This is a genomic window from Azospirillum argentinense (assembly GCF_000632475.1).
Classification (GTDB): Bacteria; Pseudomonadota; Alphaproteobacteria; order Azospirillales; family Azospirillaceae; genus Azospirillum; species Azospirillum baldaniorum.
Window position 1 is genome coordinate 1,824,472 of the sequence record NZ_CP007793.1, and the last position, 13,985, is coordinate 1,838,456.

General features: G+C 69.5%; 13 protein-coding genes. 2 read left to right on the plus strand and 11 right to left on the minus strand.

Annotation, left to right across the window (positions count from 1 at the left end; all coding sequences use genetic code 11):
• Window positions 1–20: 20 nt before the first annotated feature.
• The 7 genes from deoC to ABAZ39_RS08755 form a co-directional block, all read right to left on the minus strand.
• On the minus strand, window positions 21–914 hold the full coding sequence (gene deoC / locus ABAZ39_RS08725; RefSeq protein ID WP_038528567.1) for a deoxyribose-phosphate aldolase: 894 nt from the start codon (window positions 912–914) through the stop codon (window positions 21–23).
• Complete coding sequence (locus ABAZ39_RS08730; RefSeq protein ID WP_038528570.1) at window positions 911–1,744, minus strand: purine-nucleoside phosphorylase; 834 nt, start codon at window positions 1,742–1,744, stop codon at window positions 911–913. Before ABAZ39_RS08730 ends, deoC begins: the two co-directional genes overlap by 4 nt.
• Window positions 1,745–1,759: 15 nt before the next feature.
• Window positions 1,760–2,188, minus strand: a complete 429-nt coding sequence (gene cdd / locus ABAZ39_RS08735; protein WP_038528572.1) for a cytidine deaminase — start codon at window positions 2,186–2,188, stop codon at window positions 1,760–1,762.
• Window positions 2,188–3,162: an ABC transporter permease gene (locus ABAZ39_RS08740; protein WP_038528574.1), complete on the minus strand. Its 975-nt coding sequence runs from the start codon at window positions 3,160–3,162 to the stop codon at window positions 2,188–2,190. The genes cdd and ABAZ39_RS08740 overlap by 1 nt, the downstream gene beginning before the upstream one ends.
• The gene (locus ABAZ39_RS08745) at window positions 3,155–4,315 is read right to left on the minus strand and encodes an ABC transporter permease (protein ID WP_051657883.1); all 1,161 of its coding nucleotides are present in this window, start codon (window positions 4,313–4,315) and stop codon (window positions 3,155–3,157) included. Before ABAZ39_RS08745 ends, ABAZ39_RS08740 begins: the two co-directional genes overlap by 8 nt.
• 115 nt (window positions 4,316–4,430) lie before the next feature.
• The gene (locus tag ABAZ39_RS08750) at window positions 4,431–5,966 is read right to left on the minus strand and encodes an ABC transporter ATP-binding protein (RefSeq protein WP_038528577.1); all 1,536 of its coding nucleotides are present in this window, start codon (window positions 5,964–5,966) and stop codon (window positions 4,431–4,433) included.
• A gap of 114 nt (window positions 5,967–6,080) precedes the next feature.
• The gene (locus tag ABAZ39_RS08755) at window positions 6,081–7,079 is read right to left on the minus strand and encodes a BMP family lipoprotein (protein ID WP_200885615.1); all 999 of its coding nucleotides are present in this window, start codon (window positions 7,077–7,079) and stop codon (window positions 6,081–6,083) included.
• Window positions 7,080–7,309: 230 nt separating this feature from the next.
• Between ABAZ39_RS08755 and ABAZ39_RS08760 the strand changes: the two genes are divergently transcribed.
• Entirely contained in the window at window positions 7,310–7,972 is a 663-nt protein-coding gene (locus ABAZ39_RS08760) for a LysE family translocator (protein WP_244439389.1), read from the plus strand.
• Between the two features lie 3 nt (window positions 7,973–7,975).
• Here the strand turns inward: ABAZ39_RS08760 and ABAZ39_RS08765 are convergent, their stop codons facing one another.
• Complete coding sequence (locus ABAZ39_RS08765; protein ID WP_038528580.1) at window positions 7,976–8,653, minus strand: DedA family protein; 678 nt, start codon at window positions 8,651–8,653, stop codon at window positions 7,976–7,978.
• Window positions 8,654–8,907: 254 nt separating this feature from the next.
• Here ABAZ39_RS08765 and ABAZ39_RS08770 point away from each other — a divergent pair, with 254 nt between their 5' ends.
• Complete coding sequence (locus tag ABAZ39_RS08770) at window positions 8,908–10,569, plus strand: methyl-accepting chemotaxis protein (protein WP_160174808.1); 1,662 nt, start codon at window positions 8,908–8,910, stop codon at window positions 10,567–10,569.
• Between the two features lie 23 nt (window positions 10,570–10,592).
• Here ABAZ39_RS08770 and mrdA read toward each other — a convergent pair whose 3' ends face one another.
• The 3 genes from mrdA to mreC form a co-directional block, all read right to left on the minus strand.
• Window positions 10,593–12,470, minus strand: a complete 1,878-nt coding sequence (gene mrdA / locus ABAZ39_RS08775; RefSeq protein WP_014240003.1) for a penicillin-binding protein 2 — start codon at window positions 12,468–12,470, stop codon at window positions 10,593–10,595.
• Window positions 12,471–12,540: 70 nt separating this feature from the next.
• Complete coding sequence (mreD, locus tag ABAZ39_RS08780) at window positions 12,541–13,053, minus strand: rod shape-determining protein MreD (protein ID WP_038528586.1); 513 nt, start codon at window positions 13,051–13,053, stop codon at window positions 12,541–12,543.
• Complete coding sequence (gene mreC / locus ABAZ39_RS08785; protein WP_038528588.1) at window positions 13,050–13,919, minus strand: rod shape-determining protein MreC; 870 nt, start codon at window positions 13,917–13,919, stop codon at window positions 13,050–13,052. The genes mreD and mreC overlap by 4 nt, the downstream gene beginning before the upstream one ends.
• Between the last annotated feature and the right edge of the window lie 66 nt (window positions 13,920–13,985).

The following is a 13,985-nucleotide window of genomic DNA, read 5'->3' on the forward strand; positions in this document are numbered from 1 at the left end:
GGTCGAGTCTGTCGCGCGGATCAATAGCCGGCGGTGGCCGGCTGGGCAACCGCTCCACCGCCCTTGCCGTCACCCTTGCCGTCTTTGGCGTCCTTGTCCTTGCCCTCTCCCTTTCCCTCACCCTTGCCGCCGCCATGGCCGGCGGTGGCGAGCAGCGAGTCCAGCAGCGCCGACGCGCCGAAGCGGAAGGTGTCCGGCTTGGCCCAGCCCTTGCCCTGGATCGCGGTGGCGAGCGCCAGGAAGGCCGCCGCCCCATCGGCGTCGCGGATGCCGCCCGCCGCCTTGAAGCCCACCGGCTTGCCCGACTCGTGGATGACGTGCAGCAGCAGCGCCGCCGCCTCCAGCGTCGCGGCCGGCTGCACCTTGCCGGTGGAGGTCTTCAGGAAATCCGCCCCGGCGGCGATGGAATCGCGGGCGGCCCAGGCCAGCAGCTCCGGGTCGGGAAAGCAGCCGGACTCCAGGATCACCTTCATCGTCACGTCGGTCCCGCAGGCCTCGCGGCAGGCGCGGATCACGTTCATCGGCTGGGTGCGGGCGCCGTCGATGAAGGCGCGGTAGGGAAGCACCACGTCGATCTCGTTCGCGCCGTCCTTGATGGCCGCCTTGGTCTCCGCCGCCACCGTCGCCGCGTCGGCCTCGCCCGAGGGGAAGTTGACGACGGTGGCGATCTTCACGCCGCTGCCCTTCAGCGCCTTGCGCGCGGTCTTGACGAAGCGCGGCCAGACGCACACCGCGGCGACCTTGCCGGCGGGGGTGACGGCGCGCTTGCACAGCGCCTCCACCGTCTGGTCGGTGTCGTCGTCGTTCAGGCTGGTCAGGTCGAGCAGGCCGATGGCCCGGCCGGCCCCCTTGGCGTCGGCCTTGACGGCGGCCGCAGTGTCGAGCGCCCGTTGCAGATCGGCGGGAAGTTTCATGACCGGCGTCCTTCGTCTATGTGCAGCCCGTCGAGAAAGCCGGTCAGCAGCCGCTCCAGATCGGAGGCGGCGGCCGAGGCGGCGCGCAGGGTCTGGTCATGGTCCACCGGCCCGTCGCCGAGTCCCACCCCCAGGTTGGTGATGACCGCGCAGCCCACGACCCGCAGGCCGCAATGCCGCGCGACGATGCATTCGGGCACCGTGGACATGCCGACCGCGTCCGCCCCCAGGACCTTCAACATCCGGACCTCGGCCGGCGTCTCGAAGGAGGGGCCGGGATAGGCGGTGTACACGCCCTCGACCAGATCGATGTTCAGTTCCAGCGCCCGGCGCCGCATCAGCGCGCGCAGGGCGGGGTCCCAAGCGTCGGTCATGCTGGGGAAGCGCGGGCCGAAGCTGTCCTCGTTGGGGCCGGTCAGCGGGTTGGCGCCCAGCATGTTGATGTGGTCGGAAATCGCCATCAGCCGCCCCGGCCCGACCTCCACCCGCAGCGAGCCGGCGGCGCAGGTCAGCACCAGCGTGTCGCAACCGGCCAGCTTCAGGGCGCGGACCGCCGTCTTCAGCGCGTCGAAGCCGTTGCCCTCATAGGCGTGGACGCGCCCCTGCATGCAGGCGACGGGCTGGCCGCCGAGATGGCCCAGCACCAGCCGGCCCATGTGCCCCTCCACGCTGGGCAGCGGGAAGCCGGGCAGGTCGCCATAGGGCATGACGGTCGCCCCCTCGATCCGGTCGGCGACCCCGCCCAGGCCGGAGCCGAGCACGATCCCCACCCGCGGGCGGAAGCCGGGGACCCGGTGCAGGATTTCCGCGGCGGCGCGTGCGGCGGTCATGGCGGTCAGTTCCCCTCAGAAGTCGAGATTGTCAGGGCCGAAGGAATGCGGCAGCAACTCGTCCAACCGAAACGTTTGCCGAAGCCCTTCCGGTCCACAGACATGAATCGGCGTGTCGGGTTTGGCGAACTCGCGCAGGCGCTGGCGGCAGCCGCCGCAGGGCGTGCACAGCCGGCCGTCGCCGGTCTGGCCGCCCATCACCGCGATCGCCCGGATGCTTCGGTCCCCGGACAGGATCATCGCCCCGATGGCCGAGGCCTCGGCGCACTGACCCTGCGGGTAGGCCGCGTTCTCCACATTCGCCCCGGCGTGGATGCGCCCGGATTCGCCCAAAATGGCCGCACCGACCGAAAAATGAGAATAGGGCGCGTAGGCCTGCGCCATCGCGTCGCGGGCGGCGGCAATCAGGGAGTCGGCGATCAGGGAATCCAGCGGGTCGCTCATCACCGTTCCTTCACGTAGGGGACACCGCTGGCCCTGGGCGCCACCGCCCGGCCGACGAAGCCGGCGAGCAGGAGCACGGTCAGCACATAGGGCAGCATCTGGATGAACTGCACCGGGATCACCCCCACCACCGGCAGCGGCACGCCCTGCAGGCGCACCTGCACCGCGTCGGTGAAGGCGAACAGCAGGCAGGCGAACAGCGTCGGCCAGGGGCGCCATTTCCCGAAGATCAGCGCGGCCAGCGCCAGATAGCCCTTGCCCGCCGTCATGTCGCGCACGAAGCCGGCGCCGTGGGCGGTGGACAGATAGGCACCGGCGATCCCCGTCAGCACTCCGGTGATGATCACCGCCTGATAGCGCAGCCGCGTGACTGACAGGCCCGCCGTGTCGACCGCCGACGGGTTCTCCCCCACCGCGCGCAGCCGCAGCCCGAAGCGCGAGCGGGTGAACACCCAGTGGGTCGCCACCACCAGAAGGACGGTCAGCCAGATCAACACGTTGGCGTCATCGATCAGTTCCCGGTAGACGGGGCCAAGGACCGGAATCTCGGACAGCGCCTCCACCCCCGGCAGACGGACCTGCGGCAGCCGCGCCTCCCCCGGCAGCAGCGGGGTCTGGCCGCCCTGGCGGAACCAGGCGTAGGCCAGGGTCGGCGCCAGCCCGGCGACCAGGATGTTGATCGCCATGCCCGACACCACCTGATTGCCCTTGTGGGTGATGCAGGCGAAGCCATGGACCAGCGCCAGCGCCACCGAGGCCGCGACGGCGGCGCCCAAGCCCAGCCAGGGGCTGCCGGTGGACGACGCGACGGCGGCGGCGAAGAAGGCGCCGGCCAGCATCTTGCCCTCCAGCCCGATGTCCACCACCCCCGCCCGCTCGCTGTAGAGCGCCGCGAAGGCGGCGAGCACCAGCGGAGTCGCCACGCGGATGGTGGCGTCGGCCAGCAGCAGGACGACGAGCAGGGCGTCATCCATGCGCTGTTCCCCCGTCATGGCCCCCGCCGCGGCGGCGGAACAGCGCCTCGACCCGAGGCTTGAACAGGTTCTCCAGCGCCCCGGCGAACAGGATGACGAGGCCCTGGATGACCATCACCAACTCCCGGTTCACGGTGGGGTATTCGAAGGACACCTGCCCGCCCCCCTGCGCCAGCACGCCGAACAGCAGCGCCGCCAGGACGATCCCCACCGGATGGTTGCGCCCCATCAGCGCCACGGCGATGCCGACGAAGCCCACCCCGCCGGTGAAGTTCAGCAGAATGCGGTGCTGCACCCCCATGATCTCGTTCACGCCGACGAAGCCGGCAAGCGCCCCTGAGATCGCCATGGCGAGGATGATGTTCCGCGCCGGGGAGATGCCGGCGTAGACCGCCGCCCGCTCGTTCCGCCCGACCGTGCGGATCTCGTAGCCCCAGCGGGTCCGCCACAGGAACAGGTAAAACAGCGCGCAGCAGGCCAGCGCCCACAGGAAGGACAGGTTCAGAGGCGAGACCGGGATGGCGACGCCGATCCAGCCGACCGCCCGGTCCATGGTCGGCAGCCAGACGCCGGGATCGAACTCCCGCGTTTCCGGCGACTGCGATCCGGGGCGGATCAGCACGTCGACCAGCAGGTAGGTCATGATCGCGGCGGCGATGAAGTTGAACATGATCGTCGTGATGACGATGTGGCTGCCGCGCTTGGCCTGGAGCCAGCCGGGGATTGCCGCCCAGGCCGCCCCGAACAGCGCCGACAGGGCCACCGCCCCCAGCGCCGCCACCGGCCAGGGCCAGCCGGTCAGCGCCAGCCCGACGAGCCCGGCCCCCAGCCCGCCGAGATAGGCCTGCCCCTCCCCACCGATGTTGAACAGCCCGCAATGGAAGGCGATGGCGACCGCCAGCCCGGTGAAGATGTAGCTGGTCGTGTAGTAGAGGGTGTAGCCGATGGCCTCGGGATAGCCGACGGCCTCGGTCACCAGCAGCGCCAGCACGTCCAGCGGATTCTCGCCGATCACCAGGATGACCAGCCCGGACAGGACGAGGGCGGCCAGCAGGTTCAGCAGCGGCAGAAGCGCGTAGCCGACCCAGCCGGGCACCTCGCCCGGCCGGCCGAAGCCCCGGCCCGTCCCCCCCTGCGCCGCGTCCTGCGCCATCCCGGCTCCATCCGTGGTCACGCCCGTTCACAAGCCGGACGGCTCGAACGTCCCTGCCCACAGGAAAGTGCCCCGCGCACGGGACCAGCGCAAGCGGGAGCGTTCGGGGTCAACCTTACGCTGCCTCCGCCACCCCGGCCATCATCAGGCCGAGACGCCGCTCGTCCGCCTCGTCCGGGGCAACCTCGCCCACCAGACGGCCGTCGAACATGACCAGGATGCGGTCGGACAGGGCGCGAATCTCGTCCAGCTCCACCGACACCAGCAGAATCGCCTTGCCCTGGTCGCGCAGCGCCACCAGACGGCGGTGGATGAACTCGATGGCGCCGATGTCCACGCCGCGGGTGGGCTGACCGACCAGCAGCAGGTCGGGGTTCCGCTCCATCTCGCGGGCCAGCACGATCTTCTGCTGGTTGCCGCCGGAGAAGTTGGCGGCGGGCAGGCGCGGGTCGCGCGGGCGCACGTCGTAGGCGTCCATCTCGGCGGCACAGCGGTCGAACAGCGCGCGGCGGTCCATCAGGAGCCGCCCGTTGAAGGCCGGATCGCCCTGATGGCCGAGGATCGCGCACTCCTGCGCCTCGAAGCCGGTGACGAGGCCGACCTTCTGCCGGTCCTCCGGCACATGGCCGACGCCGAGGGCGCGCAGCCCCCGCGCCGTGAAGCGGTCGGGCGTGGCGGTCAGCTCCTCCCCGCGCAGGCGGACGGAGCCGCCCGCCGGTGGACGCATCCCAGCCAGCGCCTCCAGCAGTTCGGACTGGCCGTTGCCGGAGACACCGGCGATGCCGACGATCTCCCCGGCGCGCACGGTCAGGCCGACGCCCTTCACCCGCTCCACCCCGGCGCCGTCGCGCACGCGCAGGCCGGAGACCTCCAGCACCGCCGGGCCGGGCGTGGCCGGCGCCTTCTCCACCCGCAGCGGCACCTTGCGCCCGACCATCAGCTCGGCCAGTTCCTCGCGGCTGGTGCGGGCGGTGGCGACGTTCGCCACCACCTGCCCGCGGCGCATGACCGTCACGTTGTCGGTCAGCTCCATGATTTCGCGCAGCTTGTGGGTGATGATGACGACCGTCTTCCCCTGCCCGCGCAACGCGCGGAGGATGCGGAAGAGGTGGTCGGTCTCCTGCGGGGTGAGGACGCCCGTGGGCTCGTCGAGGATCAGGATGTCGGCGCCGCGGTAGAGCGCCTTGAGGATCTCCACCCGCTGCTGCGCCCCCACCGGCAGCTCGCCGACCGGGCGGTCGAGGTCGACCTCCAGCCCGTAGTCGCGGGCGAGCCTGGTCAACTCCGTCCGCGCCCGCGCCATCCCGGCGGCCAGGGTAACGCCGCCCTCCGCGCCCAGCAGCACGTTCTCCAGCACCGTGAAGGGATCGACGAGCATGAAATGCTGGTGGACCATGCCGATCCCGGCGGCCAGGGCGTCGCGCGGGCTGCGCACCGCCACCGGGCGGCCGTCCACCAGGATGGTGCCACCGTCGGCGGGCAGATAGCCGTAGACGATGCTCATGATCGTCGACTTGCCGGCGCCGTTCTCGCCGATCACGCCGTGGATGGTGCCCTTCGGCACGGCCAGCGACACGTCGCGGTTGGCGTGGTTGGCGCCGAACCACTTGTTGACGCCGCGGGTTTCCAGAGCGGGAGGGTGTTGGGGCATGGGGAATCTATTATGGAGAGGTTCTCGCCCCCACCCTCCCCGCTTCGCGGGTCCCCGTCCCTCCCCCGCTGGGCGGGAGAGGGCCGAAAACGGTCGACGACGCAGAAAATCAGCTCACGGCTGATACGGCTTCACCATCAGCTCGCCAGCAATGATCTTGCGCTTGGCGTCCTCGACCGCCTTCTCCATCTCCGCCGTGACGAGCTTGCGGTTGTTCTCGTCGAGCGCGTAGCCGACGCCCTCCTCCTTCAGCCCGACGACGCGGTGGCCCGGCGTCCAGCTGCCGTCCTTGGCCGACTTCATGCAGTCGTAGACGGTCACGTCCACCCGCTTGACCATCGAGGTCAGGATCTTGCCCGGATGAATCCAGTTCTGGTTGCTGTCCACCCCGACGCCCAGCTTGCCGGCGTCCGCCGCAGCCTGGAGCACGCCCAGCCCGGTCGCCCCGGCCGCCGCGAAGACCACGTCGGCGCCGCGCCCGAACTGGCTCTTGGCCAGCTCCGCCCCGCGGGTGGGGTCGTTCCAGGCGGCGGGGGTGGTTCCGGTCATGTTGGTGAAGACCTCGCCGTCCGCCTTCACATGTTTCACGCCCTGTTCATAGCCGGTCAGGAAGTTGCGGATCAGCGGGATGTCCATGCCCCCGATGAAGCCGACCTTGCCGCTCTGCGAGGCCAGCGCCGCCAGCATGCCGACGAGGAAGGAGCCCTCATGCTCCTTGAAGGTCACCGACTGGACGTTCGGCAGGTCCAGCTTGTCGTCGATCAGGCAGAATTTCGTGTTGGGATACTCCCGCGACACCTTGTCCACGGCGGCGGACTGGGAGAAGCCGACCGCCGTGATGACGGTGGCGCCGCGCCGCGCCATGTTGCGCAGCGCCTGCTCGCGCTGGCTCTCGCTGGTGACCTCGAACTCGCGGTAGACGATCCCGGTCTCCTTCTTGAAGCGCTCCGCCCCGTTGTAGGCCGCCTCGTTGAAGGACTTGTCGAACTTGCCGCCCTGGTCGAACACCACCGCCGGCATGAACTCGTCCGCCGCCAGGGCAGGGCCCACGGCGGGAACGGCCGCCGCCGTCAGCGACAGCGCCAGAATGGTCAGAATGCGCGTCATCGTCATCGTTCCGCTTCCCCGTTCCGGTTCGCCCGCTTGCCGGGTCGTGGCGGCCAGGATAGCCGCTCCTCCCGCCCGGTGACAGGGGGCACATGGCAGGGGGAATTCCGCCGCAGGCCATGGCCCGTATGGGACCTCCGCCCGCGACGCCGGTTGACGGATGGGCGGTGGCCCGCTATCACGCCCGCCATTGCCCGGAGGAGGGGCCCGAAGGAGGGAATCGCAGATTGGACGAGGTGATCGGCGTGCATGGTCTGGTGGTGCTGCTGCAGGGCATCGTCCTGGGAATCGCCATCGCCGCCCCCGTCGGTCCGATCGGCCTGCTCTGCATCCGCCGCACGCTCCAGCACGGGCCGCTGATGGGTTTCTTCACCGGCTTCGGCGCCGCCGTGGCCGACACCATCTACGGCGCCATCGCCGCCTTCGGCGTGTCCGCCGCGCTGGACTTCCTGCAGGGGCATGAGATCGCCTTCCAGCTCGTCGGCGGCATCTTCCTGCTCGTCGTCGCCATCCGCACCTTCCGCCAGAAGCCGGAGGACGAGGAGCGCGAGGCCGCCAGCGCGCCCGACACGCCGTCCTTCCTCGGCGGCTTCATGACCGGCCTGTCGCTGACCCTGACCAACCCGGCGACCATCATGGCCTTCATCGCCATCTTCGCCGGCTTCGGTCTGGGTGGAAATCTCGGTCGGGTGGACGCCACCACGCTGGTGGCCGGCGTCTTCATCGGCGCCTCGCTGTGGTGGTTCACCCTGTCCATGGGAGTCGCCGCCGTGCGCCACCGCATCTCCGACCGCGGGCTGACCCGGCTGAATCATTGCACGGGGGTGGCGCTGGCGGCCTTCGGGCTCTGGGCGCTCGGCATGGCCTTCACCGGCATGGCCGGCTGGGCCATGGGGTGATCCTTAAGGGCTGAGCGGGGCCCCCGCCACCGGCGGGTCGCCATCCGGCCCACGCGACGACTTCTGGGCTCGGCGGATGCCGTGGAAATGGCTGACCAGCCGGTACAGGTACAGCCCGACCAGCACCACCAGCAGCCCCACGGTGAAATAGCCCACCAGACTGTGCGCGAAGGGCCAGCGGGACAGCATGTAGCCGGTCCAGGCGAGCAGCAGGGTCCACAGGATCGACCCGACCCCGGAATAGAGGCAGTAGAGCGGGATCGACATCCGGCAGGCCCCCGCCGGGATCGAGATCAGCGTCCGCACCCCCGGCACCGGCTGGGTCAGGAAGACGGCGATCCCGCCATGCTTTCCAAACCACTCCGTGCTTCGTCGGACCTTCCTGGGGTGGATCGTCAGCCAGTGGCCGTAGCGTTTTAAAAAGGCTTCCAGCCGATCGCGGCCCATCAGACGGCTGGGCAGGAACCAGACCAGTTGCCCGGCCAGCGAGCCCAACCCACCGGCCAAGGCAACGCCGAACAGATTGTACTCGCCCTGCGCCGCCGCGATGCCGGCCAATGGAATGACCGATTCCGCGGGAACCGGCGGGATGACCCGCGCCAGGACCAGCAGCAGGAAGATGCCCACGTAATTCATCGTGTGCATCACATCGACCAGCCAATTGGTCAGTCCGCCAGCCATTTCTGCCCACCCAGATTTTAATCCGTCAAAAAACAAGCCGGCGGGCCATCGGTTCCTGAACGATATCGCGGCGCAAAACCGCATGTCACATCCAGACAATAAATGTTTGGATATAAAATAGGTAAGAGACTTACACACCTCTGTATGCAGTCGAGCGTCTCCGTTCGATACCTGCCATGGCGCATCCAATCCGCCATGTCAAAAAAGAGAGAACCGCCATGCTTCTAAGCAACTTCAAGATATCCACGAAAATCTTGTCCATTATCATCTTGCTGGGAGCCATCTGCGCGGGCATCACGGCGACGTCGGTCTCCGGATTGGACGCGCTGAGCCGCGCCACCGACGAGATCAAGGCTTCCGGGGATGACATGAGGGTCGGCGCGCGGCTGAATCGCTTGGTGGCTGAACTGCTCCGCGACGAATACCGCCTTGCCGCCAACCCGGCCGATCTGCCGGTGGTCCTGCCCTCCATCACGACGGGCCGCGAAACGCTGTCCACGAACCTCACGAGGGTCAAGGAAACCGCCGACCCCGAGCAGAAGCGCTTGCTGGCAGACTTCGAAGCGGCGTTGTCGCTCTACAAGACTCAATTGGAACAGACTCTGGCCGTCGCCCGTCAGATCAACGCGAAGGGCGCCGTCGGATTCCATCAGGACATTCTCTCTTCGGTCGAGAACAGCGCCGTCGCCGCGCGGACGCTCCAGGATCTGAGCGTCAAATACACCGCCTACACCGACGACAAGGCGGCACGGCTGTCCGACGACGCCTCCCAACTGGCGGAGCGGCGGGCCGTCCAGCTCATCGCGGCGGCCGCGGTCGGCATTCTCGTCGGGCTGCTGCTGGGCTGGCTCATGTCGCAGTTCGGCATCGTCCGCCCGGTGACCGCCATCGTCGCCTGCCTGCGTGGGCTGGCCGACGGCAAGTTGGACACCGAGGTGTACGGCACCGACCGCAAGGATGAAGTCGGCGCGATCGCCGCCACCGCGGACGTGTTCAAGCGCAACCTCCTCCACAGCCGCGCGATGGAGCGGGAGGCCAAGGAGGCGGAGGCCCGGTCCCAGGCGGAGAAGCGCGCGTCGATGCTCGCGCTGGCCGGCCGCTTCGAATCGCAGGTGGGCGTCATCGTCAACGACGTCGGCGGCGCCGCGACGGAGCTTCAGGCCACGGCCGCGCAGCTCGCCTCGGCGGTCGAGGAGGTCGGCGCCCAATGCAACGCCGTGGCCGGCGCGTCGGAGGAGGCCAGCGCCAACGTGCAGACGGTCGCCTCGGCGTCGGAGGAGATGTCCGCCTCCATCCACGAACTGGCCGAGCGCGTGACCCGCGCCGCCGCCCGCTCCAAGGCCGCGGCGGAGGGGGCCAATCTGGCCCAGGCCCAGCTCGACTCCCTGTCCGCCGCCATCGAACAGGTCGACCAGATCGTCGCTTCCATCAACGCCGTCGCCGCCCAGACCAATCTGCTGGCGCTGAACGCGACCATCGAGGCCGCCCGCGCCGGGGAGGCCGGCAAGGGCTTCGCGGTGGTGGCGAGCGAAGTGAAGAACCTCGCCAACCAGACCCACGCGATGACCGAGCAGATCGGCAACCAGATCGCCGCGGTGAAGAACGCCTCCGGCCGGACGGTGGACGCCATGCGCGCCATCATCACCCAGGTCGAGGACATCGACCGTTCCACCGCGGAGATGGCCGCCTCCGTCGAGCAGCAGAGCGCGGCGACCGGCGAGATCAGCCGCAACGCCCAGCAGGCCGCCAACGGCACCGCGGAAGTGTCCAGCAACGTCGCCGGCATCCAGCAGGCGGAGTCGGAGACCAGCGCCGCCACCCACAGCGTGAAGGAGGCGGCCGACCAGCTGGCCGAACGCGCATCGAGCCTGAAGCGCGAGGTGGATCAGTTCCTGTCCGAAGTGCGCGCGGCCTGATCGACCGCGCGTCTCCAAAGCCCCTAGCCCCGGGTGCCGCCCGGCGGCGGGGGCGGCGGGGCGCTTTCCGCCACGGCGGCGCGGCCCGGATCGCGCTTCTGGCACTCCAGCAGGATGTCGCGCGCGATCGGCGCCGCCGCGGTGGACCCGCCGCCGCCATGCTCCACGAACACCGCGCAGGCGTAGCGCGGGGAACTGACCGGCGCGTAGGAGATGAACAGCGCGTGGTCGCGCTCCCGCCAGGGCAGGTCCTCGTTCTTCTTCACCCCGGTGCTGCGCTCGGCCATGGTGATGCGGCGGACCTGGGCGGAGCCGGTCTTCCCGGCCATCTCATAGCCGGGCTCGGTGATGCGCGACTTGTAGGCGGTGCCGTTCGGCGCGTTGGTCACCTCGTAGAGGCCGCGCAGGACGAGGTCGAGGTTCTCCTTCTTCACCCCGATCGGCGGCCAGCTCGTCTGCTCTCCGGACAGCGCCTTGATCTGCTTGGTCAGGTGGGGCTTCACCGCGAAGCCGCCGTTGGCCAGCCGCGCCGTCATGGCGACGAGCTGCATCGGCGTGGACAGCACGTAGCCCTGCCCGATCGCCGCGATCAGCGTCTCGCCCTGCGCCCAGGGCTTGCCGAGCGCGCCCTTCTTCCAGTCGATGGAGGGGATCAGGCCCGGCCGCTCGTGCGGCAGGTCCAGCCCGGTCAGCTGCCCCATGTCGAAGCGGTTGGCCATCTCGGCGATGCGGTCGATGCCGATGCGCCGCGACACGTCGTAGAACCACACGTCGCAGGAATGGCGCAGCGCGCCGACCACGTCCACCGTGCCGTGCCCGCCCTTCTTCCAGCAATGGAAGCGGTGGTCGCCGAGGTCCATGTGGCCCGGGCAGAACACCGAGTGGTTGCGGCTGATCAAGCCGGACTCCAGCGCCGCCAGGGCCACCACCGGCTTGAAGGTCGAGCCCGGCGGGTATTGCCCGGCCACCGCCTTGTTGTTGAGCGGAGTCGCCTGGTTGGACAGCAGCTCCTCCCACAGCTCGGCGCTGATGCCCATGGTGAACTGGTTGGGGTCGTAGCTGGGGTGGGAGCACAGGGCGTAGATGCCGCCGGTGTGCACGTCCATCACCACGCAGGAGGCGCTGACCTCCTGCGCCAGCCGCTGCTGCACGAATTTCTGCAGGCCGATGTCGATGGTCAGCTGGACCTCGCGGCCCGGCTGCCCCTCGTCGCGCGACAGCTCGCGGATGACGCGCCCGACGGCGTTGACCTCGAGTTGGCTGGTGCCCGCCGTGCCGCGCAGCGCCTTCTCGTGATACTTCTCCATCCCGGCCTTGCCGATGCGAAAGCCGGGCAGCGACAGCACGGGGTCGCCGTTCAGCTCCGCCTCCGACACGGCGCCGACATAGCCCAGGATGTGGGCGGTCGCCTCCGCCTCCGGGTAATGGCGGATCTCGCCGACCTCGATGGCGACGCCGGGCAGGTCCGGCGTGTTCATCTCGATGGTGGCGACCTGCTCCCAGGTCAGGTTCTCGCGCACGGTGACCGGCACGAAGCGCCGCTTGCGGTGCAGTTCGCGCATCACGCGGCGGCGGTCGCCGTCGGTCAGCGGGACGATCTTGGAAATCTTGTCGAGCGTGTCCTGGATGTTGCGCGTGCGCTCCGACACCACGACGACGCGGTAGTTCTGCTGGTTCACCGCCAGCGGCGCGCCGAACCGGTCGACGATGGTGCCGCGCGACGGAGCGACCAGCCGCAGGCTGATGCGGTTCTCCTCCGCCAGCATGGTGAAGCGCGCGGATTCCACCACCTGCAGGTAATAGAGCCGCCCGACCAGAGCGGACAGACCGGCGAGCTTCAGCCCGCCCAGCACGGCGGCGCGGCGGGTCAGCAGGCGGTAGCGGTCGGTGTCGCGGTCCATCGCAGTCAAAGGCTCACATCCCCTGCCAGATCATCCCTGCCGGCTATTCCTGCCCGTCACCCCAGTTCCATCACCCCTGAAGAAACGCGCGGTGCACGCGGATCAGCATCCAGGCGATGGCCGGGAAGAAGGCCATGGTCAGCAGCGCCTGGAACAGCGCCGGCCGGAACGGCAGCACCGTCGCCTGGAGCGCCGAGAAGGCCAGCCACTGGATGCAGGCCACGCCCATCATGACCAGCCCGAAGCCGAACCACATCAGGGCGAAGGTGCTGGACACCAGCACGCGCCGCTGGCTGGACACCGCCCAATGGACCAGCACCAGCACCAGCGCGTTCACCCCCAGAGGCCCTCCGGTCAGCAGGTCCTGCAGCAGACCGATCAGGAAGGCGGTGCCCGGCCCCATCAGGTCGGGCCTATGGATCGCCCAATAATAGACGGCGATGGCGGTCAGGAAAGGTGCCACCGACGCATAGCCGGGCAGCGGCACCGGGATCATCCCGGCCAGCGCCAGCATGACCGTCACCGCGAACGGGGCGAGATTCCGCCCCGTCTTGTCCAGCCGCTGCCACAAGGTCAGCGTCATTTCGACTCGGACGACGGTTCCGCCTCGCTTCCCGGCAGGCTGAACTCGACCAGCTGCAGGTGCTCGACCCGCGACAGATCGACGTTCGGCTGCACCCGGACGCCACGTTCACCAGCCGAGGACACCACGCCCACCGGCAGGCCCGGCGGGAACTGCCCGCCGTGACCGGAGGTCACCACCCGCTCGCCCACCTGCACCGGGGCTTCCGGCGGCAGGTAAAGGAGTCGCGTCTGGTCGGAATTGTCGCCCGCCATCACCGCCCGCTGGCGCGAGCGCTCCAGAACCACGGGGATGCGGGTGTTGATGTCGGTCAGCAGGAGGACGCGGGCCGACCACTCCCCGACCTCGATCACCCGGCCGACCAGCCCACTGCCGGCGATGGCCGCCTGCCCCTTCCGCACCCCGTCGCGGCGGCCGGCGGTGACCACCAGCGTGCGCAGGAAGGAGCTGCCGGGAGCGGCGATGACCCGCGCCGTGATGAAGGAGGAGGATGGCTCCGGCGTCGCCTTCAGCAGCGAGCGCAGGCTGATGTTCTCCGCCTCCAGCCGCAGCGCCGCCTGCTTCCACTGCAGCAGCCGCGCGTTCTCCGCCTTCAGCCGCTGGTTCTCCTCGAAGGCGTTCTGCACCTCGACCACCGACTCCACGACATGGGCGGCGGTGGCGGCGGGGCGCGAGATCGCGTCGAGGATTGGGGCGAAGGCGTCGGTCACCCGGGCGCGCGCGCTGTCCACCGACAGCGCGTCGATCCGGCCCACCATCATCAGGGCGACGGAGGCGAGCACCAGCAACAGGAAGGAGAAGCGCTGGGCGAGCGCCCGCAGCGGGGCGGCAAGGCGCACGACGGAACCGGAATTGCGAGGCTTCACAGGATCATCCCGTCCAGGTACGCGATCCGCCCCCGGCTACGCCGGCGAATGGACGAACCACCGGGG

Coding starts and splice junctions, on each gene's coding strand:
- deoC (WP_038528567.1), bottom strand. CDS start 914: ATGAAACTTCCCGCCGATCTGCAACGGGCGCTCGACACTGCGGCCGCC.
- ABAZ39_RS08730 (WP_038528570.1), bottom strand. CDS start 1,744: ATGACCGCCGCACGCGCCGCCGCGGAAATCCTGCACCGGGTCCCCGGC.
- cdd (WP_038528572.1), bottom strand. CDS start 2,188: ATGAGCGACCCGCTGGATTCCCTGATCGCCGACTCCCTGATTGCCGCC.
- ABAZ39_RS08740 (WP_038528574.1), bottom strand. CDS start 3,162: ATGGATGACGCCCTGCTCGTCGTCCTGCTGCTGGCCGACGCCACCATC.
- ABAZ39_RS08745 (WP_051657883.1), bottom strand. CDS start 4,315: ATGGCGCAGGACGCGGCGCAGGGGGGGACGGGCCGGGGCTTCGGCCGG.
- ABAZ39_RS08750 (WP_038528577.1), bottom strand. CDS start 5,966: ATGCCCCAACACCCTCCCGCTCTGGAAACCCGCGGCGTCAACAAGTGG.
- ABAZ39_RS08755 (WP_200885615.1), bottom strand. CDS start 7,079: ATGACGATGACGCGCATTCTGACCATTCTGGCGCTGTCGCTGACGGCG.
- ABAZ39_RS08765 (WP_038528580.1), bottom strand. CDS start 8,653: ATGGCTGGCGGACTGACCAATTGGCTGGTCGATGTGATGCACACGATG.
- mrdA (WP_014240003.1), bottom strand. CDS start 12,470: ATGGACCGCGACACCGACCGCTACCGCCTGCTGACCCGCCGCGCCGCC.
- mreD (WP_038528586.1), bottom strand. CDS start 13,053: ATGACGCTGACCTTGTGGCAGCGGCTGGACAAGACGGGGCGGAATCTC.